Source organism: uncultured Roseovarius sp. (assembly GCF_913054395.1).
In the GTDB taxonomy this organism is placed as follows: Bacteria; Pseudomonadota; Alphaproteobacteria; order Rhodobacterales; family Rhodobacteraceae; genus Roseovarius.
On the sequence record NZ_CAJXIP010000052.1, the window covers coordinates 1 to 22300 of the forward strand.

Here is a 22300-nt window from a genome sequence, read left to right on the forward strand (position 1 = left end):
GCTTTTGCAGGAAGAGGCTGTGGCCACTCTGAAATCAGACCTTCTACCGCATGTGGATCTGCTGACCCCCAACCTGCCCGAAGCCGCGAAACTGTTGGGAGCAGACGCAGCGCAGGACCAGCAGGACATGCAAGATCAGGCCCTTGCCCTACTGGAACTTGGCCCCGGCGCCGTGTTGATGAAAGGCGGGCACAGCACCGGAGACACTTGCACCGATCTATTGCTGAGTCGTTCTACGAAACCGTTGTCTCTGTCGGCATCCCGCGTAAACACCCGCAACACTCACGGAACTGGCTGCACCTACTCTGCGGCCATTGCAGCACAGGTCGCCCGCGGCCTGCCCCTGACAGACGCAGTGACTGCCGCGCATGTGTATTTGCAAAAAGCCATCGCTGCAGCAGACGACCTAACCATCGGCAGCGGTCATGGACCAGTGCACCACTTTCATGCGGTCTGGAGCTAGGTCATGGTCGATGTAACCATCATCGGCGCCGGAGTTGCCGGCCTGTGCATCGCGCGCGAACTACGCGATCGTGGCACTCACGTGCAGCTTTACGACAGGGGCGGCGCACCCGGCACGCATTCTTGCTCGTGGTGGGCTGGCGGGATGCTGGCGCCCTACTGCGAGGCCGAGAGCGCTGAACCCGAGGTGGTGAACCTGGGTGAAGGCGCGGCCCAGTGGTGGCAGGACAAGACCGGGCTGGTGAACAGTCAGGGATCCCTGGTTGTGTCTCAGGACCGCGACCAAGGGCAGCTATGCCAGTTTGCCCGCCGCACCAGCCAGTTTGACCACGTAGACCGCGCACAGATTGCCGAGCTGGAACCCGATCTAGGTGATCGCTTTTCGTCGGGTCTATTCTTTTCCAGCGAGTCCCATATCTGCCCCCGTTCGGCCCTGACTGCGTTGCATCAGTCGTTATTGCGAGACGGCGTTGAATTCATCGTGGCCGAACGCGACCCAACTGACAGTTCCAAGGCAGGGTTAACCATCGACTGTCGCGGTTACAGCGCTCGGGATGAGCTGACCAACCTGCGCGGTGTCAAAGGCGAGATGCTGATGCTGTCCTGCCCAGATGTCACTCTATCGCGCACCGTGCGGCTACTGCACCCACGCATCCCATTGTATGTCGTACCACGTGGCAATGGCATCTATATGGTCGGTGCAACAATGATCGAAAGCAGTGCCAGCGATCACGTCACCGCTCGGTCCTTGCTGGAAATGCTCAGCGCCGCCTATGCCCTGAATCCCGCCTTTGGCGAGGCCGAGCTTTTGGAAATCGGCACCGATGCGCGCCCGGCCTTTGCCGACAACCTGCCGCGCATTCGCAGACGGGGCGGCATGATCTATGTCAACGGCCTTTTCCGGCACGGGTTTCTTCTGTCGCCCGCACTGGCGCGGATGACGGCGGATTTGGTGATGGATGGTCAGATACCGGAGGTGATGGATGAAGATCATAGTTAACGGCGCGCCGCACGACACGACCGCAACCACGCTAGCCGGTCTTTTGGATGAGCTGGGCCACGGCCAGTCCAAGATCGCCACAGCGGTGAACGAGAGTTTCGTAGCCGCCACTTTGCGAGAGAAACAGGCCCTGAACACAGGCGATCGGGTCGAAATCGTCGCCCCGCGTCAAGGAGGTTAGAATGCCAGTTTTTTACGATACAAAGATCGCCTCGCGGCTGATGCTTGGTACGGCGCAATACCCCTCGCCCGCCATTCTTGCAGAGGCGTTCAAACGCTCGGGCGCGGGTATCGCCACGGTTTCAGTGCGCCGCGAAGCGGGCGGCGAGCGCGCGGGCCAGGATTTCTGGGATCTGATCGCCGACCTCGGGGTCAAGGTGCTGCCCAATACGGCCGGTTGCCATTCGGTGCGCGAGGCGGTGACCACCGCACAGATGGCGCGCGAACTGTTTGACACCCCCTGGATCAAACTAGAGGTGATCGGCCATGCCGACACCCTGCAACCCGACCCCTTTGGCCTTGTCGAAGCGGCGCGCATTCTGACAGAGGACGAGTTTCAGGTGTTTCCGTATTGCACCGAAGACCTTGTTCTTTGCGATCGCCTGATCGAGGCGGGCTGTCGCGTTCTGATGCCCTGGGGGGCGCCGATTGGCACGGGTTTGGGTCTGAATAACGTGTACGGGCTACGCTCGCTGCGGGCCCATTTCCCCGATGTGCCGCTTGTGGTTGATGCCGGTCTTGGCCTGCCAAGTCAGGCGGCGCAGGCGATGGAGCTTGGCTATGACGCGGTCCTGCTCAATACCGCAGTGGCCAAGGCGGGCGATCCGGCGGCAATGGCCGAGGGCTTTGCCCGCGCGCTGGAGGCCGGGCGCCTTGCGTTTGAGGCCGACCCGATGGAGCCACGCGACATGGCCGCCCCGTCGACACCCATCCTGGGCAAGGCGTTTCTGGCATGACCCTTCCGCGATTTTACCCGATTTTCGACAATCTGCACTGGTTGGAGCGGCTGTTGCCGCTTGGCGTAAAGCTGGTGCAACTGCGCATCAAGGATACGCCGCCCGAAGTGGTGCGCGATACCGTGATCAAGGCACAGGCGCTTTGCCGGGCGCAGGGCACGATCCTTGTGATCAACGATTACTGGCAGATTGCAATCGACGCGGGCTGTGACTGGGTTCACCTCGGGCAAGAGGATCTGGATGAGGCCGATATCACCGCCATCCGGCGCGCAGGGCTCAAGCTTGGCCTAAGCACCCATGACAGGGCCGAGCTTGATCGCGCCCTGTCGTTCGATCCCGATTACGTCGCCCTTGGGCCGGTCTATCCGACCATCCTCAAGAAAATGAAATGGCATCAACAGGGGCTTGAAAAGCTCACCGAATGGAAGGCCGTGATCGGTGACATTCCCCTTGTGGCGATTGGCGGCATGTCGGTGGAACGCGCCGCCGGGGCCTTTGAGGCCGGTGCCGATAGTGTCGCGGCGGTCACCGACATCACCCTGAACGACGATCCCGAAGGCCGCATCACGGCATGGCTTGGGGCAACGCAATGACCCGTTATGCACGCCAGATTGCCCTGCCGGAATTCGGCAGCGGCGCACAGGCCCGCCTGGGGTCGGCACGCGTGCTGGTGGTCGGGGCTGGTGGACTTGCGGCGCCGGTCCTGCAATATCTGGTCGGGGCGGGCGTCGGGCATATCACCTTGATGGATCACGACCACGTCGCGCTTAGCAATCTGCACCGTCAGACGCTGTTCCGCGAGGCCGATATCGGCCAGCCTAAGGCCAAGGTCGCCGCCCGGCATATGGCTGCGTTGAACAGCAACTGCGCCATCACACCGGTTACCATGCCGCTTGATCCGGCCAATGCGCCCGCCCTTTGCGCCGGGGCCAACCTTGTGATTGATTGCGCCGATAGTTTCGCCGCCAGCTATGTCCTGTCAGATATCTGCAAGGCGACCGACACGCCGTTGATCAGCGCCTCAATCGTTGGCACATCGGGCTATTGCGGCGGGTTTTGCGGCACGGCACCCTCGTTGCGCGCGGTGTTTCCCGATCTGCCAGATCGTCTTGGAAGCTGTGATGCCGATGGCGTTTTGGGGCCAGCCGTGGGCGTGATGGGCGCGCTTCAGGCACAGATGGCATTGGCGGTTTTGGCTGGATTAGAGCCTGATCCGCTGGGTCAGCTGGTAAGCTTTGATGCCCTTGGCTGTCGCTTTGGCGGGTTCCGGTTTGATGGTGCGCCAGAGCCCGAGGACGGGTTTCACTTTATCGCCGCCAGCGAGGTCCGCGCCTCTGACGCGCTGAGCGATCTACGCGCCGCAGATGAAACGGGCCCCGCCCTTGAGGGCGCCACCCGCCGCACCGTTTCCGATTTTGACAAGCCGACCCTGCCGGAAGACGGCCAACGCGCCGTTCTTGCCTGTCGCTCGGGCCTGCGCGCCTGGCAGGCCGCAACCCGCCTGCGCCAATACTGGCCCGGAGAAATTGCACTGATCGCCCTCGGCGACAGATCTACTGACACCCAAGGAGACGAATGAATGAAATACCTCGCGTTTTTGATTGCCATACTGGCAACCGCCCCGGCCATGGCGCAGGACCGGATGACCCTTTTGCTTGACTGGTTCGTAAACCCCGATCACGGGCCGATCATCGTGGCGCAGGAACTTGGGTACTTCAAAGACGCCGGTCTTGAGGTCGAAATCGTCGCCCCCGCTGACCCAAGCGATCCGCCCAAAATGGTGGCCGCCGGTCAGGCCGATCTTGCGATTTCATACCAGCCACAGCTTCATATGCAGATCGAAGGCGGGTTGCCGCTGCGCCGGGTTGGCACGCTGGTGGCAACGCCGCTGAACTGTCTTTTGGTGCTTGAGGACGGCCCGATCAAATCAAGCGCAGACCTCAAGGGGCGCAAGGTTGGCTTTTCGGTTGCCGGTGTCGAAGAGGTGCTGTTGTCCACAATCCTCGGGCAGCATGGCATGACCCTGGACGATATCGAACTGGTAAGCGTGAACTGGTCGCTGTCGCCCTCGCTCATGTCAGGCCAGGTCGATGCGGTGATCGGCGCCTATCGCAATTTCGAGCTGAACCAGATGGAGATCGAAGGCGTGCCGGGGCGCTGTTTTTATATCGAGGAAGAAGGCATCCCGGCCTATGACGAGCTTATCTATGTGGCCAATCCCGAGACGATGAACGCCGATATGATCCGCCGTTTTCTCTTCGCCACCGAGCGCGCGACGCAATATATCGTCAACCACCCCAAGGAGAGCTGGGAGATCTTTGCCGGCACCTCGGCCGAACTGCGTGATGAGCTGAACGCAAAGGCCTGGGTTGATACCATGCCGCGCTTTGCACTGCGCCCCTCGGCCCTTGATCATGCCCGCTATACCCGGTTTGAAGCCTTCCTGAAGGACACCGGCATGATCGAAGAATTCACACCGGTTTCCGGGCTCGCCCTGGATCTGAGCGTCGAATGACCGGCGATTATGGCACCACCTTTCCCCGCCTGCGCGATGCGGCGGGGCAGGTCTGGCAGGATTATACCCACCATGCCTTTGTCGAAAGGCTCCGCGATGGAACGCTGCCGCGCAAGGCCTTCCTTGGCTATCTGGTTCAGGATTACATTTTCCTGATCCATTTCGCGCGGGCCTGGGCGCTGGCGGTCACCAAGGCCGACGCGCTTGAAGAAATGCGCGCCTGTGCGGCGACGGTGGATGCCTTGGTCAATGGCGAAATCAGCCTGCACGTGAAAACCTGCGCCGCCGAAGGTCTGAGCGAAGCAGAGTTGTTCACCGCCGCCGAGCACCCTGCCAATCTTGCCTATACCCGCTATGTGATGGATGCGGGCCATTCGGGAAATTTCATTGACCTGATCGCGGCGCTTGCGCCCTGTGTGATGGGCTATGGAGAAATCGGTGCGCGGCTCGCCGCAGATGCGTATCCCGATCACCCCTATGGCGACTGGATCGCCACCTATGCCGGTGAGGACTATCAACAGGTCTGTCGTGATGCGGGTGCGCTGTTTGACGGGGCGGTTCTGCGTCGGCTTGGCGATGCGCCGGAAAGCACCCCCGGCTGGCAGCGGATCAGCCAGAGGTTCACCACCGCAACACGACTTGAAGTGGCGTTTTGGGACATGGGCCTGTCATTTGCCGACTGAAGTCCGGGACGCAACGCCAAGGGCGGAGCGAGGGGCGCTGCCCCTCGCACTCCCCGGGATATTTCAGACAAGAAGAAGCGGTCAACGGCCCGACGTCGGCGCAGCGGAAGAATGTCCGCGCAATAAAGTGCTTTGGAGCGTTTACTTGGTTCAGGCAAGGTCACGCAGGAATTGCCCGGCAAGGCATTCAATCCTGAACGGTTTTAGTATATTGTGAATTTGTAGACAGATTATAAACGATTTGCAGGAATATCCTGATGAGCGAACCTGACCGTCGACGTATCGTATCCTCCCGTCATCTGGCCGAGGGTGAGGGCTGGGAAACCTCGGAATTCGAATACGGCCTGATCATCGCCTATAACGCCTTCAGCCGCTGGATGCAGAAATGCATGAACGCGGCCGGTATGCCGGAACTGAGCTCGCTTGAAATCCTGACCCTGCATAACGTCAATCACCGCGACCGGGAAAAGCGGCTGGCGGATATCGGTTTCATGCTGAATATCGAAGACAGCCATACGATCAACTATGCCCTGCGCAAACTTTTGAAACTTGGGCTGGTCACCTCGGAAAAACGCGGCAAGGAAGTATTTTACCGCACCTCGGAATCCGGCGCGGAACTTTGCGATCTCTACCGCAAGGTACGCAAGGAATGCTTTCTGAGCGGCCTGCCCCGCACCGGGATTTCCGGCGCCGAGCTTGCCGAGATTGCATCGACCCTGCGCACGATGTCGGGCCAGTACGATCAGGCAAGCCGCGCCGCTTCTTCGCTTTAGTTGCCCATGGCGTTCGGCAGGACGGTCACGATCGACGGGAAGACGGTGATCAGGAGCGCGCCGAGAAGCAGCAGGAAAAAGAACGGCATCGCGGCGGTTGCGACCCGCAGAATGTTGATCCCGGTCAGCCCTTGAATGACAAACAGGTTAAAACCGACGGGCGGGGTGATCTGGCTCATCTCGACCACCAGCACAAGGTAGATGCCGAACCAGAGCGGGTCTATTCCGGCAGCCTCGACCATGGGAAGAATGATCGAGGTGGTCAGCACAACGACCGAGATCCCGTCGAGGAAACAGCCCAGGATGACAAAGAACACGGTGAGGGCCGCAAGAAGTGCATAGGGCGACAACTCGAACCCGCCGATCCACGCCGCAAGGTTGCGCGGAATGCCGGTAAAGCCCATCGAGATCGACAAAAACGCGGCCCCCATCAGGATAAAGGCGATCATGCAGGATGTCCTGGTGGCGGACAAAAGCGCATCCTTGAAATCCGCCATGCCAAACCCCCCGGTCGACATCGCCAAAACGGCAGAGAGGACAACGCCCAGCGCCGCCGCATCCGTGGGTGACGCAACCCCGGAATAGATCGAACCGATAACACCGCTTATCAACAACAGCACCGGGATAAGCCTGCGTGAGGCGCGCAGCTTTTCGCCAAGGGAATATGCCCCCTCCAGCGCCGGGATGCTTGAGGGGTTCAGGATCGCCTTGAACGCCAAATAACCGATGAACAGGCCGACAAGCATCAAACCCGGCAGAACCCCGGCCACGAACAGGCGCGCGATGGATTGCTCGGTCGCAACTCCGTAGACGATCAGGATGATCGACGGCGGAATCAGAAGCCCGAGCGTGGCAGAGCCCGCCAGCGTGCCGAGAATAAGCTTTTCAGGATAGCCACGTTTCGTCAGTTCGGGCACCGACATACGTCCGATCGTGGCGGCGGTGGCAGCGGACGATCCCGAAACCGCAGCGAAAATCGCACAGCCAAGGATGTTGACATGCAACAACCGCCCCGGAACCCGGCCAAGCCAGGGCGCAAGACCTGAAAACATATCCTCGCTCAGGCGGGATCGTAACAGGATCTCGCCCATCAGGATGAAAAGCGGCAGCGCCGCCAGCGGCCAGCTATGGCTATGGCCCCAGAGGGTGGTGGCAAGCACCTGACCGGCGGGTGGATTGGCAAAAAAGACCAGCGCGACAAAGGCCATAAGCGTCAGCGACAGCGCCACCCACATGCCCATCGCCAAGAGCACCAGCAGGACCGAGAGCAGAATCGTGAAAACCATCGGGTCAGACATGAGTTATTCCGATCCTGAATCGATCAGCACCGGCGCACGGGCGATCAGGGCTTCGATCAATGTGTCGATCAGCGCGATGGTCAAAAGGCCAAGGCCAGCCACCATCGCGGTCTGCGGCATCCAGAGCGGGATCGCGATGATACCGGTGGACATATCGCCGTACTCGATGCTTTCGACCATCAGGGCGACGGCATACCAGGTGGCATACCCGGTAATCGCGCCGCCAAGGGCAAGCACGACAAGCTCGACAATCCATTTCGGACGATCGGAAAGTTTCTGTACGAACAGATTGACGCGGATGTGGCTACCGTTGCGCAGGGTATAGGCCAGCGCCATGAACGAAGCGGTCGACAGCATGTACCCGGCAAAATCGGCATAGGACGGGATCGTAAATGACAGGCCCGGCCCGCCAAGTCGCGCCAGGATGTTCAGAACAACCTGCGCCGAGACCACAAGGCAGATACCAAGAATGGAAACCGCGGCGATCCCGCCTGCGATCTGATAGAGGCGATCAAGTAGTAGCCGCATGTCTGTGGCTCCTCTTGGAAATGTTCAGGGGATGTCGGGGGCACGGCATCGCCATTTGACCATGCTGTGCCCCGCGCGGCTTACTTTTGATAGGCGTCCAGAATGGCCATCGCGCTATCGCTCGCGTTTGCCTTCCAGTTTTCAAGCATGGTCGCACCGATCGCCTGAAGGCCTGCTGTCAACTCGGCCGAGGGCGGCACAATTGCCACGCCGTTATCCGCCATCACCTTGGTTTTCTCGGCCGCTTCGGCGCGGGACATATCCCAGCCACGCGTTTCCGCCGCCGCAGCAGCATCCATGACCGCCGATTGTGCCTCGGGCGACAGCTTGTCAAAGACGCGCTTGTTCACGACAACGATGTTCTTGGGCAACCAGGCGTCAATCGGGGAATAATGGCTCAGGAAATCCCAGGCCTTGGAATTGGCGCCGGTCGAAGGCGAGGTGATCATCGCCTGAACCTGACCCGTGGCAAAGGCTTGGGGAATGTCAGAGGCTTCGATCTGCACAGGGGCGGCCTTGGCAGCGGTCGCGAATTCTTCAAGCGAGGCGTTATAGGCGCGGAACCGCAGACCGGCCAGATCGTCGACGGTCTTGATCTCGCCATTTGTATAAAGCCCCTGAGCGGGCCACGGCACCGAGAACAACGGCATCAGGCCTTCGGCGGCCATCAACTCGGAAATCACAGGTTTCTGCGCGGCCCAAAGATTGGCTGCATCTTCATAATTGGTGGCCAGAAACGGCTGACTGTCGAGGCCATAGGCAAGATCCTCATTCGAGAGACGCGACAGGAAAAACTCGCCGATCGGGACCTGGCGCGAACGGACCGCGTTCTTGATTTCCGGGTGCGGGAACAACGACCCGGCGGAATGCACAGTGATGGTCAGCTCGCCATTGGTTGCTTCTTCCACGTCTTTGGCGAATTGTTGGATGTTGACGGTGTGAAAGGTGCTGTCGCCATAGGGCGTCGGCATATCCCAGCTTTCGGCGAGGGCGGGTGCAGCCACGACCATGCTTGCGGCAAAAAATGCTGCGCTTATTACCTTCATTCTTTTTTCTCCTGTTGGGTTCGTATCCGAACGATACCTTTTTAGGTGTATTATGTTGACAATTTATCATCGTTTTGAGATTGTAGCAAGTGATATCATCAAGGTGCATGACGGTGACCTCTCAAAGCAATAGGCGAGAAAGCTTTCCAAGGATGAGAAGCGTCGGACTCGACGGTTTGCTGATCACGTTCGCCGACCGCCTTAGCGATGGCGCGAACCGCGCAGCGTTGGCGTTCCGGGCGATGGTACAGAATGCGGCAATAGAAGGCATTACCGAGACAACGACATCCCTTGCCTCGACCTTCGTGCTTTATGATCCGCTGAAATCCGACCTGACGCATATTCGCGCCCGGCTTTTGGACCTGCTTGAGGCAACAGACTGGTCAGATGTGCCATTGCCGCAACAGCGGCGCCTGTGGCATGTGCCTGCCGCTTTCGGCGGCACGCGCGGGCCGCAACTTGACGAGGCAGCAAAGCTGGCAGGCATCGACCGCGATCAGACAATTGAAGAAATGACGGCGACCCGCGTGCGCGTCCTGTCCATCGGCTTTGCGCCGGGTCAGCCCTATCTCGGCACCCTGCCGCCTCATTGGAATATCCCCCGCCAGTCCGGTCTGACCAAACAGGTCCCGAATGGTGCCATCGCCGTTGCGATCCGACAGCTGGTCCTGTTCACCGCCGCCACGCCCACCGGCTGGCGGATGATCGGCCAAACCGCGTTTCGCGGTTTTCGCCCTGATCAAGAGGCACCGTTCACTTTGGGGGTTGGCGATGAAATCCTGTTTTCCGCCATTTCCGAGGAAGAACTTGGCCACATCGAAGATACCGACGATAGCGGGCTTGGCGGCGCGACATTCGAGGTGATCCCATGAGTGCCGCCATACTCGTGCGCCGCGCAGGCCCTGCGATGACGATCCAGGATCTGGGCCGCCCTGGTCAGCTTGTCTATGGGCTGGCAGCAGGTGGCGCGGCCGATCGGGTGGCCCTTGCCGAGGGCGCGGCCCTTCTGGGTCAGGGCCTTGGGCTTGCGGCGATTGAAATGGCCGGCATGGGCGGCGAGTTCGAGGCAACCCGCGATATCCGCATCGCCCTGACTGGCGCGCCGATGAAGGCCGAGCTCGATGGCGCGGCACTGGTCTGGAACGCCACCCATTTCATGGCAGCGGGCCAGCGCCTGACGATCGGCGCAGCCAGCGGCGGCAATTACGGCTATCTGCATGTCGGTGGCGGCATAGACACGAAACCCTTTCTGGGAAGTCGCGCCGCGCATCTTACAGGCGGCATTGGAAAACCTATTCAGAGCGGGGATCATCTGCCAGTCGGCACCGATCCGCATCTTGATAACACCGGCAATGTCTTGACACCGCAAGACCGCTTTTCAGGCGGAACAGTGACTGTTTTACCAAGCGTCCACACCTGTCATTTTCCCGAAGATGTACGCATGCGCTTCGAGGCCACCGCATTTGAACGCACCCCACGGGGCAACCGTCAGGGCGCCGAGCTTGCATTTGATGGTGCGCCGTTTTCCACCGGTGAACAGCTAACCATCCTGTCCGAATGCATGACCGTCGGCGATATTCAGATGACCGGCGAGGGCCAGCCTTTCGTCTTGCTGCCGGAATGTCAGACGGTTGGCGGATATCCCCGCATCGGCACGGTCACGCCCGATGACCTGCCCAAGGTCGCACAGGCCACGCCCGGCACGATCCTTACCTTTGAATTTATAACCCATGAACAAGCGGTCGCAGCGCACCGCTCCATTGAAACCATCCGGGCCGATATGGCACGTCTGGTACACCCCCTGATCCGCGATCCGCACCGCATGCAGGACCTTCTGAGCTATCAGCTTATCAGCGGGGCGATCACCGGATGGGACGACACAGAGGAATAACCGCGATGACAAGAACTGTGGATCTGAATGCCGATATGGGCGAATCCTTTGGTGACTGGACCATGGGAAACGATGCGGCGCTTTTGGACGTGGTCACCTCGGCGAACATCGCCTGTGGCTTTCATGCCGGTGACCCCGACGTCATGGCGCGCACCATGCGCCTTGCGCGTGACAAGGGCGTCGGCATAGGCGCGCATCCCGGATTTGCCGATCTGCAAGGGTTTGGCCGACGCAGGATGCACCTTTCGCCAGACAGCCTGCGCAACATGATTCAGTATCAACTGGGCGCGTCACTGGCGATGGCCCGCGCCGCCGGATCGCAGGTCAGGCATTTCAAACTTCACGGGGCGCTCTCGAATATGGCCAGCGAGGACGCCGATCTTGCCCGAACCTGCTACAGCGCCGCACTCGACATTGCACCGGAGATTACCATCCTGGTTCTTGCCGCCACCCCGATGCAGCGGGTCGCAGAGGAGCTTGGCTGTAACTGGGCCGGAGAGATTTTCGCCGACCGAGCCTATAACGACGATGCCACCCTGGTCGACCGCAAGCTTCCCGGTGCGGTTATTCACGACCCTGGAATCGCGGCAGAACGCATCCTTGCGATGGTCACCGAAAACGCGATCATCGCCGAAAGCGGCAAACGCATCGCGACCCGCGTCGACACGATCTGTGTCCATGGCGACACCACCGAGGCGCTTGAAATCGCACGCGCGGTACGCGGCAAACTTGAAGAAAACGGCGTACCCCTGGCACAATTCGGCGCGTCGTAAAGGAATCTGGCTGGTGACCCCGGCAGGATTCGAACCTGCAACCTGCCCCTTAGGAGGGGGCTGCTCTATCCAGTTGAGCCACGGGGCCACGCGCGTTTTCATTACCGTCCTGAAAACCATTTGTCATCGCCCGATTTACCCTCATGGCGTCAATGTGGCTCTGGCCGCTTGATCACGGCTGGCTGTTTGCGATAACACTTGGGAAAGACCTTGCAGGAAAACAACCTTGGCCCAAAATGACAATCACCCTCTGACCCTGCGCGATGTCTCCGAGGCCGCAGGCGTGTCAGAGATGACCGTCAGCCGGGTTTTGCGCAACAAGGGCGATGTCTCGGACGCCACCCGCAAGCGGGTTCTCGAGGCGGCAAAGCGGCTTGGCTATGTGCCCAACAAGATCGCGGGCGCGCTTGCGTCAAGCCGGGTCAATCTTGTAGCGGTGATCATCCCGTCGATGTCGAACATGGTGTTCCCCGAAGTCATGACCGGCATTAGCCAGAGCCTTGAGGAAACCAGCCTTCAGCCGGTTGTCGGGCTTACCGGCTATCGCCCGGAAAAAGAGGAAAAGGTCCTTTACGAAATGCTGTCCTGGCGGCCCTCTGGCGTGATCATCGCCGGGCTGGAGCATTCCGATGCCAGCCGCGCCATGCTCCGCGCAAGCGGTATACCGGTGGTCGAGATCATGGATGTGGACGGCACACCGATCGATTCCGTGGTTGGCATTTCCCATCGGCGCGCCGGCCAGCAGATGGCCCAGGCGATCATCAAGAGCGGGTACAAGCGTATCGGCTTTCTCGGCACCAAGATGCCGCTCGATCACCGTGCGCGCAAACGCTTTGAGGGTTTTACCGAGGCGCTTGCCAAGGCAGGCATCGAAATCGCCGATCAGGAATTCTATTCCGGCGGCTCGGCCCTATTGAAGGGGCGCGAAATGACCGAAGAGATCTTGCGTCGCACACCGGACATTGATTTCCTCTATTATTCCAACGACATGATTGGTGCGGGCGGGTTGCTTTACCTGCTTGAACAGGGCGTTGATATTCCCGGTCAGGTCGGACTTGCCGGGTTCAACGGGGTTGATCTTCTCAAGGGGCTGCCACGCGAATTGGCAACGATGGATGCCTGTCGCCTGGAAATCGGTCGCAAGGCTGCCGAGATCATCGCCGCACGCGCCGAGGCCGACGCGCCGAGCGATCCGGTGCGCATCACGCTTGAGCCCACGATAAGCTTTGGCGACACGCTGCGCCGCAGCTGAGCAACCACGGTTTTATACCCGTCCCGCATTTCGCTTTTGCATTTGTCGCGCGAATCGCAAAAGGCTTGTCCCAACGGCCCCGGCGAGGGCAGACAAACAGGGATAAAGTGAATGAAAATCGGATTCATCGGACTGGGCAATGTCGGGGGCAAACTGGCAGGGTCGATCCTGCGCAACGGGTTTGACCTTACGGTGCGCGATCTCAACGAAACCCTGGTGCGGGATTTCGTGGCGCGTGGCGCCAAAAGTGCCGACAGCCCCAAGGAACTGGCCGAAATCTGTGATGTTGTCATCACCTGCTTGCCATCTCCCGCCGCCTGTTCGGCCGTGATGGAGGCCGAGGATGGCATTTTGGCCGGGATCAGCGACGGCAAGATCTGGGCCGAAATGTCGACCACCGACGGCTCCGAGGTAAAGCGCCTGGCGGACCTCGTCAAAACCAGGGGAGGCTCGGCGATTGAATGCCCGGTCTCGGGGGGCTGTCACCGCGCCGCCACCGGCAATATCTCGATCTTTGCAGGTTGTGACCGAGAAACATTCGAGCGGATGCTGCCGATGCTGACAACCCTTGGCCGCCGCGTGCTTCATACCGGCCCCATCGGAAGCGCCTCGATTCTCAAGGTGATGACGAACTATCTGGCCACCGCCAACCTTCTGACGATGTGCGAGGCGATGGTAACAATGAAGGCGGCCGGGATGGATATGGCCACGACCTATGAGGCGATGGTGATTTCCTCGGGAACCTCCTTTGTGGCGGAAACCGAAGGTCAGGTCATTCTGAACGGAAGCCGCGACATTTCTTTCACCATGGATCTTGTGCTCAAGGATATCGGCCTGTTTCACAAGCTGGCCGAAGACCACGGCATCCCGCTGGAAATCAGCCCGCTGATGATCGACATCTTCAAGGATGGTCAAAAGCGCTATGGCGAGCGCGCGCAATCGGATGACATCATACGCCGCCTCGAGGATGCCACGGGCCTCTCGATCCTGGCCGATGGTTTCCCGCCCGAGATGCTTGATGATGAACCCGAAGAGCCCGGCTATGAGGTGGTGCCGCGGGGCCGCACGGTGGCTGGCTCACCCTCCCCCTGAGCCGTTAACCATATTGCAGGCTAACAGTTGCCGAGTTCTTCGCCCTTTGGTTGGATGACACGAAGTACCGGGCGAGTCTGTATAATGCTTTTTCTTGCGAGTTTGATGGGTGTGATAGCGGCCGGTGCAGCGGCCTTTGTCGGCCTGACCCCGACGGACGACACCGAATTAGATGACGCTCCGGACAGTCAGACCGAGGATGGATCGGATAACGATACCTCCGGCGATGCGGTGCCCGATCTTCTGCAACAGGTACTGAGTGACCCTGACGGCACCGCCCCTCAATCCGCGGCCTTCGTTGACGCTGGCGCCGCCCTGGATGATGACGATCACAGCGGCAAAATCATAAGCGGCGATGACGGGCCCGACATCATCGCGGGCACCGGCGGAAATGATCAGATCAACGGCTATGGCGGGGATGACGTGATCACCGGAGGAAACGGCGACGATCAGCTTTTTGGCAACCTTGGCCATGACACATCCATGGCGATGCGGGCAATGACACCCTGCATGGCGGTGACAACGCGGACAGCCTCTATGGTGAAGGCGGCGATGATGCGCTTTTTGGCCACAACGGCGACGATGTCCTTACGGGCGGGTCCGGCGCCGATAGCCTTGTCGGGGGCGCCGGAAACGATAGCCTGGGCGGCGGTGACGGCGATGATGCCCTGCATGGCGACCTGGATGACGACACGCTGGATGGCGGCATGGGTCAGGACACGCTCTTTGGCGGCTGGGGCAATGACGTTGTCAACGGCGTGACCGCCGACGAGTCGACCGAAGCCGCCGGTGATATCGACGACCGGGATTACCTGAATGGCGGCGGCGGCGATGACCTTATCATTGCCGGGCGCGACGATATCGTCACCGCCGGGGCGGGCAAAGATTCGATCTTGCTTGGGGATTGGCTCTCACAGGGTCATCAGGCCGAAGTGCTTGATTTCTCCGCCGCCGAGGATTTCCTTATGGTGTTTTACGATGACAGCGATGGTGCCGACCCCGAAGTCGGCCTTGAGACCGACGAAAACAACGCGGACAATCAACATATTGTGTTGAACGGCGTGCGCATTGCCATGATTGCCAATGCCGGGGACCTGTCGCTTGACCACATCACGCTTTTGCCGCACAGCAGTTTTGCGGCGATAACCGACCTGTGAGGCGTCAATGATCCGACTGCGCGATTCGCGCTTTCATTTCCGGCCGATTTCCCCTATACGCGCGTATCCTTCGGGCCCGTCCCGAGGCGATCTCTAATGGACCTGGCTGGACGACATCCCGGCCTGCGCCCTCAACCTTGACTTAAAAGGAGACCCCGATGTCGATTACCGCAGAAGAAAAAGAACGCGTCATCAAAGAATATGCAACCAAAGAAGGCGACACAGGTTCGCCCGAAGTACAGGTTGCAATCCTGACGTCGCGGATCACCACGCTGACCGAGCATTTCAAAATCCACAAGAAAGACAACCACGGTCGTCGTGGCCTTTTGAAGATGGTTGCGCTGCGCCGCAAGCTTCTGGACTACGTAAAGTCCAAGGATGAGGGCCGTTATCGCGACCTGATCCAACGCCTCGGTATCCGCCGCTAAGACAAATGCCGCGCCCCGCAACGGGCGCGGTTTTTACATGATCCGATTGTTTTCCCCGTCTGGCTTTGCGGTGGCAACAGGATGAAGAAAAGCCGCGGGGCAATGTGGCCCCGGATGCAAATGGGCCCGACGGGATACGCCCGATACGGCCAACTTAGGAAACGTGATGTTTAAAGAGACGAAAAAATCGATGCAGTGGGGGGAAGAAACCCTCACACTGGAAACCGGCAAGATTGCCCGTCAGGCCGATGGGTCTGTCATTGCCACGCTTGGTGAAACCAGCGTGATGGCGAACGTGACCTTTGCCAAAGAGCAAAAACCGGGAATGGATTTCTTCCCGCTGACGGTTCACTACCAAGAGAAATATTATGCAGCCGGCAAAGTGCCCGGCGGCTTTTTCAAGCGCGAAGCACGTCCTTCGGAAAAAGAGACCCTGACCGCGCGCCTGATCGACCGCCCGATCCGCCCGCTGTTTGTACCGGGGTTCAAAAACGAAACCCTCGTGATGTGTACAGTTCTGAGCCACGATCTTGTCAATGATCCCGATATCGTTGCGATGATCGCGACCTCGGCAGCGCTGACCATTTCGGGCGCGCCGTTCCGTGGCCCGATCGCCGGCTGTCGCGTTGGTTTCTCGGATGGGGAATATATCCTCAACCCCGAGATCGACGATATGCACAACCTGCGCAACAACCCCGAACAGCGCCTTGATCTGGTCGTCGCAGGCACCAAAGACGCCGTGATGATGGTCGAATCCGAGGCCTATGAGCTTACCGAAGAAGAAATGCTTGGCGCCGTGACCTTCGCGCATGAGCAAATCCAGCCGGTTTGTGACCTGATCATCTCGCTCGCCGAAGACTGCGCGAAAGAGCCGTTCAACTTTACCCCGCCGGATTACTCTGATCTCTACGCCGCCGTCAAAGCCGCTGGCGAAGACGACATGCGCGCCGCATTCGCCATTCGCGACAAGCAGGAACGCACCCAGGCGATCTCTGCCGCGCGCGAGGCGATCAAGACCAAGCTCAGCGAAGAACAGCTTGAAGACGGCAACCTTGGTTCGGCGTTCAAAAAGCTGGAATCGAGCGTTCTGCGCGGCGATGTCGTGAAGAACGGCAACCGGATCGACGGTCGGCGTCTGGATGAAATCCGTGACATCGTCTGCGAAACCGGCCTCTTGCCGCGGACCCACGGTTCGGCGCTGTTCACTCGCGGGGAAACCCAGGGTCTTGTCGTGACCACGCTTGGCACCGGCGACGACGAACAGTTCATCGACGCGCTGCACGGGAATTTCAAATCGAACTTCCTTCTGCACTATAACTTCCCCCCCTATTCGGTGGGCGAAGCCGGGCGCGTTGGCCCTCCGGGACGTCGCGAAATCGGCCACGGCAAACTCGCATGGCGCGCGCTTCAGGCCGTTCTGCCTGCGGCAACCGATTTCCCCTACACCATCCGACTTGTGTCGGAGATCACTGAATCCAACGGGTCAAGCTCGATGGCGTCGGTCTGTGGTGGCTCCTTGTCGATGATGGATGCGGGCGTTCCGCTCAAGACATCCGTTGCCGGTGTGGCGATGGGCCTTGTGCTTGAAGATGACGGTTCGTTCGCGATCCTGTCGGACATCCTTGGTGACGAGGATCACCTGGGCGACATGGATTTCAAAGTGGCCGGCACGTCCGAGGGCATCACCTCTCTGCAAATGGACATCAAGGTTGCGGGCATCACCCCCGAGATCATGAAACAGGCGCTTGAGCAGGCCAAAGCAGGCCGCATGCACATCCTCGGCGAAATGGACAAGGCGCTTTCCGGCGCTGCTGACTTCAGCATCCATGCCCCCCGGATTGAAACCATGCAGGTTCCGACCGACAAGATCCGTGAAGTGATCGGCTCGGGCGGTAAAGTGATCCGCGAAATCGTCGAAGTGTCGGGCGCCAAGGTCGACATCAACGACGAAGGCATCATCAAGATCGCATCCCCGAACGCGGATTCGATCAAGAAAGCCTATGACATGATCTATTCGATCGTGGCCGAGCCCGAAGTAGGCCAGGTTTACGACGGCAAGGTCGTCAAGATCGTCGATTTCGGCGCCTTCGTGAACTTCTTTGGCAAGCGCGACGGTCTGGTCCACGTAAGCCAGATCGAAAACCGCCGCCTGAACCATCCCAGCGATGTGCTGAAAGAAGGTCAGGACGTTAAGGTCAAGCTTCTTGGATTTGATGACCGCGGCAAGGTCCGCCTGTCGATGAAAGTCGTCGATCAGGAGACCGGCGAAGAAGTCAAACCCGAGAAGGCAGAAAAAGACGACGCCTGATTGTCGTCCCACGCCCAGATCAAGGCCCCGGCATCCGTGCCGGGGCCTTTTTCATTTCAAAAGCTTACGTCACGTCATCCAGCTTTTTGGCGCAATGGTAAGGTTTTCCTTACGGGACAAACGCATATTTATCCCCCATGAACATTGGGACAGCGCGTGACAGACATACGCCTGTCGACGAGTTACCCAGTTCCAGTTTTGTGCGTTATACGGTTGACTGCTGTGCGCCATCACTCACGATAATGCGTGCCAGTCGAGCCCCGGTGGAAACACCGGGGCTTTGTTGTGCCATCAGCCCCGCGCATCCGCCAGAATCATATCCGCCGCCTTTTCCGCAATCATGATTGTCGGAGAGTTGGTATTGCCGCTGGTAATCGTCGGCATCACGCTTGCATCGACCACCCGCAATCCGCCAACCCCGCGCAACCGAAGACGCGGATCAAGCGGGGCGCTGTCATCGGCCCCCATGTGCACCGTGCCGACCGGGTGAAAGATCGTGGTGCCGATGTCGCCTGCCGCCACCATCAGCTCTGCTTCAGTTTGCGCCGATGGTCCGGGCTTGATCTCTTCAGGGGCGTAATGCCGCATCGGGGGCTGATCCATGATCTCACGCGCCACCCTGATCGAGGCCGCCGCAACCTGTCGGTCGCCTTCGGTCGACAGGTAATTGGGCGCAATCACCGGCGCGTCCTGCGGGTTGGCCGAGGATAGCGATATCCGCCCCCGGCTTTCCGGTCGCAGATTACAGACGCTGGCGGTCATCCCCGGAAAATCGTGCAGGCCCTGTCCGAACGCCTCGAGCGACAGCGGCTGAACGTGAAACTCAAGATCGGGCGTCGCAAGGTCGGGTCGGGATTTTGCAAAGGCGCCAAGCTGACTTGGCGCCATCGACATCGGACCCGAGCGTTTAACCAGGTACTCAAGCCCGATCGCCATCTTGCCCAACATCGAATTGGCCATGGTGTTAAGGGTCTTCGCCCCGTTCAGCCGCCAGGCACAGCGCAGTTGCAGATGGTCCTGAAGATTGCCGCCAATGGCAGGGGCATCACGGCGAACCTCGATCCCATGACTAGCAAGCTCTTCGCCCGGCCCGACCCCTGAGAGATGCAGGATCTGCGGGCTTCCGACCGCGCCCGCGCTCAGGATTACCTCGCCCTTGGCACGCGCCGTCCTGACCGCCCCGCCTTGCAGGTACTCCACCCCGACGGCGCGACCGTCCGCGATCAGGACGCGCTGTGTATGTGCCTGGGTTTCGACCTTCAAACCGGGGCCACTTCCCGCGCGCAGAAACGCCTTGGCGGTATTCATCCGCCAACCGCCGCGCTGGTTGACCTTGAAATATCCGACACCCTCATTGTCACCGGTGTTGAAATCATGGCTAAGCGGCAGGCCTGCCGCCAAAGCCGCATCGCGCCAGTGATCAAGAACATCCCAATGCAGCCGCTGATTATCCACCCGCCATTCGCCCCCCGCGCCATGCAGGTCGGACGCCCCGTCGACGTAATCCTCGGACCGTTTGAAATAGGGCAGGACATCATCCCAGCCCCAGCCGGTATTGCCCATCTGCCGCCAGCCATCGTAATCGGCGGCCTGCCCGCGCAGATAGAGCATCCCGTTGATCGAACTGCACCCGCCCAGAACCTTGCCGCGCGGATACAACAGGCTTCGACCGTTCAACCCCGGTTCGGGTGCGGTTTTGAAACACCAATCGGTGCGCGGATTGCCGATGCAGTAAAGATAGCCCATCGGGATATGCACCCAATGATAATTGTCGCGCCCGCCGGCCTCTAGCAAAAGCACCTTTTGCCCGGCCTTGCTTAGGCGGTTGGCAAGTACACACCCCGCACTTCCGGCCCCGACAATGATATAGTCCCAATCCATGACCTCCCCCTTTTGGGGCAAAGAGTGATGCAAAGTCATCCAACAGACAAGCGCAGCATCCAAGAAATTCCCAGGTTTTCGGGGCTCCGGCAGCCACATCGCTCAAACCGCTTTTGCTGCCTCGGGCGGCACGCGGGCCCCGACGATACAGCGGGCCTCGCGATAGGTCAGAATGGGGCGCGCGGCGCGAATGCCCACCGACCCAAGCCCCCTGATCTCGGGAAGGTCTTCTGACATCAGGGTGTCGGCCATATCGCCGAGCAAGAGACTTTCACAGGGCGCGCCGCCCCCGGCATTCAATATCTCGTGCTGCTCCAGCAGAAGGTGCAGATAGGTGATTTCCTGGCAGGGCTCCAACCGGATATCGTGACCGTTCACAAGCGCCTTGGCCGGCACCAAAACCTCGTGATGGCCAAAAAACAATTCGGTCATGGGCGAGGCGACCATCACCCGATGCTGTTGCGACAGGCGCATTGGCCTACGATTGCCAATCGCGCCGCGATCAAAACAGACCGGCGCATTGCGCCCGGCCCCGACCACGGTTTTGCGCCCCGCCCAAAGGATTTTCCGGCGCCCATGATCCCGCGTTGAAACGTAATCACCAGCAGACAGCATTTCGATCGGTTTTAGGCCGGATGGCGTGCCTATGGTGACACCCATGGCGAAACACACATAGGCATGTGTATAGGCCTCGTTTTGATCTGTGGTGTAAAATTCCGGTGGCTGCTCCCCAACAAAATTGTCGAAATACCAGCTTTCAAGATCAAAGCTTGGCGTCCAGACGACCTGAACCAGATCACCGTTTTGATCCAATCCCTCGAACACGATAACACCGCCACCACCGCCGGGCGCGTCGTCGCTTCGGACCACGGCGGCATCCAAAATCACCCCGCTACTCGCACCGGACCAGCTTACGGTATAGGTTTCGCCAACCTCAAAAAGGTTGGGATCGGTGTCGCCCTCCTGCGATGTGACCACAAGATCAATGGAACTCGTTGGCGGATAATCGAATTTCGACCGCCCAGGGCTGCTGTTGACATTGCTGCCAGTAGAGATCGCAAATTCATTATCCAGCCCGTTGAATGTCTTGACCATGCCCCAACCCTTCGTTGGCGGGACAATCACATCCGATGGCTGAAAACGTGCTTAACGGCGGCGTAAAATAAACCGAGGATTTGACTTAAACTGGCAGGGCCGTGGTTTTGAACACCGTCCGCAGCGCGAAACTTGACTGCATCTTGGCGACACCGGGTAACCGCGTCAGGTATTGGCGATGAATGCGGGCAAAGTCTTCGGTATCCTCGGCGACAACCTTGAGAATGTAATCGGCACTGCCTGCGGTCAGATGACATTCAAGCACATCGGGGATGCGCGCCACCGCCTTTTCAAAGGATTCAAGCACTTCATCGGCCTGCGTGTTCAGGGTGATTTCCACGAAAACCGTCGCTGGCACGCCCATTTTGCGGGCATCCAAAAGGGCGACATACCCCTTGATATACCCCTCCGCCTCAAGCCGCTGCACCCGTCTGTGACAGGCACTGGCCGAAAGGTTTATCTCGTCGGCAAGATCGGCATTGGAAATGCGCCCGCGCTTTTGCAGGATCCGCAACAAACGACGATCGTTCGTATCAAGTGACATGAGCGCAAATCCCTTCGAACCATATGGCATTAATGCGAATATAATTCGCAAAATACTCTGAAAGGCGAGTGAAATGTCAATCACTTTGCTCAGTTTCTTTGGCACGGTGGAGAGAACACTCAAGGAGGAGAGAGCCCAATGAAGATCGGTTGCCCCACAGAAATCAAGCCACAGGAATACCGCGTCGGCGTGACCCCCAATGCCGCGCAAGAGGCCGTGAGCCAAGGCCACGAGGTATTTATTCAATCCGGTGCCGGGCTTGGCGCCGGTTTTGACGATGCCGCCTATGTGGCTGCGGGCGCCAAGATCATCGACACCGCCGAGGAAATCTTTGCCAAGGCCGAGATGATCGTCAAGGTCAAGGAACCCCAGCCGGTCGAGCGCAAGATGCTGCGCGAAGGTCAGCTTTTGTTCACCTACCTGCACCTTGCCCCCGACCCCGAACAAACCAAGGATCTTCTCGCCTCTGGCTGTACCGCGATTGCCTACGAAACCGTGACCGACCGCACCGGTGGCCTGCCGCTTCTGGCACCGATGTCCGAGGTTGCTGGTCGTCTTGCGCCGCAGGTCGGCGCCTGGACCCTGCAAAAGGCCAATGGCGGCCGCGGCGTCCTTATG

Annotated in this window: 23 protein-coding genes, 1 tRNA gene and 3 pseudogenes; 20 read left to right on the plus strand and 7 right to left on the minus strand. The window is 59.6% G+C overall.

Features of this window, described 5'->3' with window-relative positions; translation table 11 throughout:
- The 9 genes from QZ522_RS09150 to QZ522_RS09190 all read left to right on the plus strand — a co-directional run.
- A partial coding sequence (locus QZ522_RS09150) for a PfkB family carbohydrate kinase (RefSeq protein ID WP_294610136.1) occupies window positions 1–463 on the plus strand: 463 nt, incomplete at its 5' end.
- A 3-nt stretch (window positions 464–466) separates the two neighbouring features.
- Complete coding sequence (locus tag QZ522_RS09155) at window positions 467–1462, plus strand: FAD-dependent oxidoreductase (protein WP_294610139.1); 996 nt, start codon at window positions 467–469, stop codon at window positions 1460–1462.
- A complete protein-coding gene (gene thiS, locus QZ522_RS09160) occupies window positions 1446–1643 on the plus strand; it encodes a sulfur carrier protein ThiS (RefSeq protein ID WP_294610142.1) in 198 nt (65 codons plus the stop codon). Before QZ522_RS09155 ends, thiS begins: the two co-directional genes overlap by 17 nt.
- 1 nt (window position 1644) lies before the next feature.
- Window positions 1645–2418, plus strand: a complete 774-nt coding sequence (locus QZ522_RS09165) for a thiazole synthase (RefSeq protein WP_294610145.1) — start codon at window positions 1645–1647, stop codon at window positions 2416–2418.
- Window positions 2415–3011, plus strand: a complete 597-nt coding sequence (locus tag QZ522_RS09170) for a thiamine phosphate synthase (RefSeq protein ID WP_294610148.1) — start codon at window positions 2415–2417, stop codon at window positions 3009–3011. Before QZ522_RS09165 ends, QZ522_RS09170 begins: the two co-directional genes overlap by 4 nt.
- Window positions 3008–3997: a HesA/MoeB/ThiF family protein gene (locus QZ522_RS09175; protein ID WP_294610151.1), complete on the plus strand. Its 990-nt coding sequence runs from the start codon at window positions 3008–3010 to the stop codon at window positions 3995–3997. Before QZ522_RS09170 ends, QZ522_RS09175 begins: the two co-directional genes overlap by 4 nt.
- Window positions 3998–4933, plus strand: a complete 936-nt coding sequence (locus tag QZ522_RS09180; protein WP_294610152.1) for an ABC transporter substrate-binding protein — start codon at window positions 3998–4000, stop codon at window positions 4931–4933.
- The gene (gene tenA / locus QZ522_RS09185; protein ID WP_294610153.1) at window positions 4930–5616 is read left to right on the plus strand and encodes a thiaminase II; all 687 of its coding nucleotides are present in this window, start codon (window positions 4930–4932) and stop codon (window positions 5614–5616) included. Before QZ522_RS09180 ends, tenA begins: the two co-directional genes overlap by 4 nt.
- Window positions 5617–5873: 257 nt before the next feature.
- Complete coding sequence (locus QZ522_RS09190; protein WP_294610155.1) at window positions 5874–6389, plus strand: winged helix DNA-binding protein; 516 nt, start codon at window positions 5874–5876, stop codon at window positions 6387–6389.
- On the opposite strand, the gene QZ522_RS09195 is transcribed toward QZ522_RS09190, so the two are convergent.
- The 3 genes from QZ522_RS09195 to QZ522_RS09205 all read right to left on the minus strand — a co-directional run bounded on the left by QZ522_RS09195 (window position 6386) and on the right by QZ522_RS09205 (window position 9261).
- Window positions 6386–7687, minus strand: a complete 1302-nt coding sequence (locus QZ522_RS09195) for a TRAP transporter large permease subunit (RefSeq protein ID WP_294610157.1) — start codon at window positions 7685–7687, stop codon at window positions 6386–6388. The genes QZ522_RS09190 and QZ522_RS09195 overlap by 4 nt on opposite strands.
- 3 nt (window positions 7688–7690) lie before the next feature.
- On the minus strand, window positions 7691–8215 hold the full coding sequence (locus QZ522_RS09200; RefSeq protein WP_294610159.1) for a TRAP transporter small permease: 525 nt from the start codon (window positions 8213–8215) through the stop codon (window positions 7691–7693).
- An 80-nt stretch (window positions 8216–8295) separates the two neighbouring features.
- A complete protein-coding gene (locus QZ522_RS09205) occupies window positions 8296–9261 on the minus strand; it encodes a TRAP transporter substrate-binding protein (RefSeq protein ID WP_294610163.1) in 966 nt (321 codons plus the stop codon).
- A gap of 152 nt (window positions 9262–9413) precedes the next feature.
- Here QZ522_RS09205 and QZ522_RS09210 point away from each other — a divergent pair, with 152 nt between their 5' ends.
- Genes QZ522_RS09210 through QZ522_RS09220 form a run of 3 tightly spaced genes read left to right on the plus strand, consistent with a single transcriptional unit; the run spans window position 9414 to window position 11925 of the window.
- Window positions 9414–10133, plus strand: a complete 720-nt coding sequence (locus tag QZ522_RS09210; RefSeq protein WP_294610166.1) for a carboxyltransferase domain-containing protein — start codon at window positions 9414–9416, stop codon at window positions 10131–10133.
- Window positions 10130–11152 carry a biotin-dependent carboxyltransferase family protein gene (locus tag QZ522_RS09215; protein ID WP_294610169.1) on the plus strand — a complete coding sequence of 341 codons (1023 nt, stop codon included), beginning with the start codon at window positions 10130–10132 and terminating at the stop codon, window positions 11150–11152. The genes QZ522_RS09210 and QZ522_RS09215 overlap by 4 nt, the downstream gene beginning before the upstream one ends.
- A 5-nt stretch (window positions 11153–11157) precedes the next feature.
- Window positions 11158–11925, plus strand: a complete 768-nt coding sequence (locus QZ522_RS09220; protein WP_294610172.1) for a 5-oxoprolinase subunit PxpA — start codon at window positions 11158–11160, stop codon at window positions 11923–11925.
- A gap of 11 nt (window positions 11926–11936) precedes the next feature.
- Here the strand turns inward: QZ522_RS09220 and QZ522_RS09225 are convergent.
- Window positions 11937–12013, minus strand: a tRNA-Arg gene (locus QZ522_RS09225).
- Window positions 12014–12151: 138 nt separating this feature from the next.
- Here QZ522_RS09225 and QZ522_RS09230 point away from each other — a divergent pair.
- The 7 genes and pseudogenes from QZ522_RS09230 to pnp all read left to right on the plus strand — a co-directional run bounded on the left by QZ522_RS09230 (window position 12152) and on the right by pnp (window position 18162).
- The gene (locus tag QZ522_RS09230; RefSeq protein ID WP_294610175.1) at window positions 12152–13177 is read left to right on the plus strand and encodes a LacI family DNA-binding transcriptional regulator; all 1026 of its coding nucleotides are present in this window, start codon (window positions 12152–12154) and stop codon (window positions 13175–13177) included.
- 111 nt (window positions 13178–13288) lie between these two features.
- Complete coding sequence (locus tag QZ522_RS09235) at window positions 13289–14269, plus strand: NAD(P)-dependent oxidoreductase (RefSeq protein WP_294610178.1); 981 nt, start codon at window positions 13289–13291, stop codon at window positions 14267–14269.
- A 105-nt stretch (window positions 14270–14374) separates the two neighbouring features.
- Window positions 14375–14701, plus strand: a pseudogene (locus tag QZ522_RS09240) (hypothetical protein); the annotation flags it as partial.
- 74 nt (window positions 14702–14775) lie between these two features.
- Window positions 14776–14973, plus strand: a pseudogene (locus tag QZ522_RS09245) (calcium-binding protein); the annotation flags it as partial.
- A 3-nt stretch (window positions 14974–14976) separates the two neighbouring features.
- Complete coding sequence (locus QZ522_RS09250) at window positions 14977–15426, plus strand: hypothetical protein (protein WP_294610181.1); 450 nt, start codon at window positions 14977–14979, stop codon at window positions 15424–15426.
- A gap of 158 nt (window positions 15427–15584) precedes the next feature.
- Window positions 15585–15854 carry a 30S ribosomal protein S15 gene (gene rpsO / locus QZ522_RS09255; protein WP_294610184.1) on the plus strand — a complete coding sequence of 90 codons (270 nt, stop codon included), beginning with the start codon at window positions 15585–15587 and terminating at the stop codon, window positions 15852–15854.
- Between the two features lie 166 nt (window positions 15855–16020).
- A complete protein-coding gene (gene pnp, locus QZ522_RS09260) occupies window positions 16021–18162 on the plus strand; it encodes a polyribonucleotide nucleotidyltransferase (RefSeq protein WP_294610187.1) in 2142 nt (713 codons plus the stop codon).
- A 291-nt stretch (window positions 18163–18453) separates the two neighbouring features.
- Here the strand turns inward: pnp and QZ522_RS09265 are convergent, their stop codons facing one another.
- The 3 genes from QZ522_RS09265 to QZ522_RS09275 form a co-directional block, all read right to left on the minus strand.
- On the minus strand, window positions 18454–20043 hold the full coding sequence (locus QZ522_RS09265) for a GMC family oxidoreductase N-terminal domain-containing protein (protein ID WP_294610190.1): 1590 nt from the start codon (window positions 20041–20043) through the stop codon (window positions 18454–18456).
- Between the two features lie 102 nt (window positions 20044–20145).
- On the minus strand, window positions 20146–21138 hold the full coding sequence (locus QZ522_RS09270; protein WP_294610193.1) for a Hint domain-containing protein: 993 nt from the start codon (window positions 21136–21138) through the stop codon (window positions 20146–20148).
- Between the two features lie 85 nt (window positions 21139–21223).
- Window positions 21224–21682 carry an Lrp/AsnC family transcriptional regulator gene (locus QZ522_RS09275; RefSeq protein WP_294610196.1) on the minus strand — a complete coding sequence of 153 codons (459 nt, stop codon included), beginning with the start codon at window positions 21680–21682 and terminating at the stop codon, window positions 21224–21226.
- A 138-nt stretch (window positions 21683–21820) separates the two neighbouring features.
- On the opposite strand from QZ522_RS09275, the pseudogene QZ522_RS09280 reads away from it, so the two are divergent.
- Window positions 21821–22300: pseudogene (locus QZ522_RS09280) on the plus strand (alanine dehydrogenase); the annotation flags it as partial.

Bases quoted from the DNA above. Each gene is read 5' to 3' on its own strand.
- thiS (WP_294610142.1), top strand. From the start codon at position 1,446: ATGAAGATCATAGTTAACGGCGCGCCGCACGACACGACCGCAACCACG.
- QZ522_RS09210 (WP_294610166.1), top strand. From the start codon at position 9,414: ATGAGAAGCGTCGGACTCGACGGTTTGCTGATCACGTTCGCCGACCGC.
- QZ522_RS09275 (WP_294610196.1), bottom strand. From the start codon at position 21,682: ATGTCACTTGATACGAACGATCGTCGTTTGTTGCGGATCCTGCAAAAG.
- QZ522_RS09175 (WP_294610151.1), top strand. From the start codon at position 3,008: ATGACCCGTTATGCACGCCAGATTGCCCTGCCGGAATTCGGCAGCGGC.
- QZ522_RS09190 (WP_294610155.1), top strand. From the start codon at position 5,874: ATGAGCGAACCTGACCGTCGACGTATCGTATCCTCCCGTCATCTGGCC.
- tenA (WP_294610153.1), top strand. From the start codon at position 4,930: ATGACCGGCGATTATGGCACCACCTTTCCCCGCCTGCGCGATGCGGCG.
- QZ522_RS09200 (WP_294610159.1), bottom strand. From the start codon at position 8,215: ATGCGGCTACTACTTGATCGCCTCTATCAGATCGCAGGCGGGATCGCC.
- QZ522_RS09220 (WP_294610172.1), top strand. From the start codon at position 11,158: ATGACAAGAACTGTGGATCTGAATGCCGATATGGGCGAATCCTTTGGT.
- QZ522_RS09165 (WP_294610145.1), top strand. From the start codon at position 1,645: ATGCCAGTTTTTTACGATACAAAGATCGCCTCGCGGCTGATGCTTGGT.
- QZ522_RS09205 (WP_294610163.1), bottom strand. From the start codon at position 9,261: ATGAAGGTAATAAGCGCAGCATTTTTTGCCGCAAGCATGGTCGTGGCT.
- QZ522_RS09195 (WP_294610157.1), bottom strand. From the start codon at position 7,687: ATGTCTGACCCGATGGTTTTCACGATTCTGCTCTCGGTCCTGCTGGTG.
- pnp (WP_294610187.1), top strand. From the start codon at position 16,021: ATGTTTAAAGAGACGAAAAAATCGATGCAGTGGGGGGAAGAAACCCTC.
- QZ522_RS09155 (WP_294610139.1), top strand. From the start codon at position 467: ATGGTCGATGTAACCATCATCGGCGCCGGAGTTGCCGGCCTGTGCATC.
- QZ522_RS09250 (WP_294610181.1), top strand. From the start codon at position 14,977: ATGGGTCAGGACACGCTCTTTGGCGGCTGGGGCAATGACGTTGTCAAC.
- QZ522_RS09180 (WP_294610152.1), top strand. From the start codon at position 3,998: ATGAAATACCTCGCGTTTTTGATTGCCATACTGGCAACCGCCCCGGCC.
- QZ522_RS09235 (WP_294610178.1), top strand. From the start codon at position 13,289: ATGAAAATCGGATTCATCGGACTGGGCAATGTCGGGGGCAAACTGGCA.
- QZ522_RS09170 (WP_294610148.1), top strand. From the start codon at position 2,415: ATGACCCTTCCGCGATTTTACCCGATTTTCGACAATCTGCACTGGTTG.
- QZ522_RS09270 (WP_294610193.1), bottom strand. From the start codon at position 21,138: ATGGTCAAGACATTCAACGGGCTGGATAATGAATTTGCGATCTCTACT.
- QZ522_RS09215 (WP_294610169.1), top strand. From the start codon at position 10,130: ATGAGTGCCGCCATACTCGTGCGCCGCGCAGGCCCTGCGATGACGATC.
- QZ522_RS09265 (WP_294610190.1), bottom strand. From the start codon at position 20,043: ATGGATTGGGACTATATCATTGTCGGGGCCGGAAGTGCGGGGTGTGTA.
- rpsO (WP_294610184.1), top strand. From the start codon at position 15,585: ATGTCGATTACCGCAGAAGAAAAAGAACGCGTCATCAAAGAATATGCA.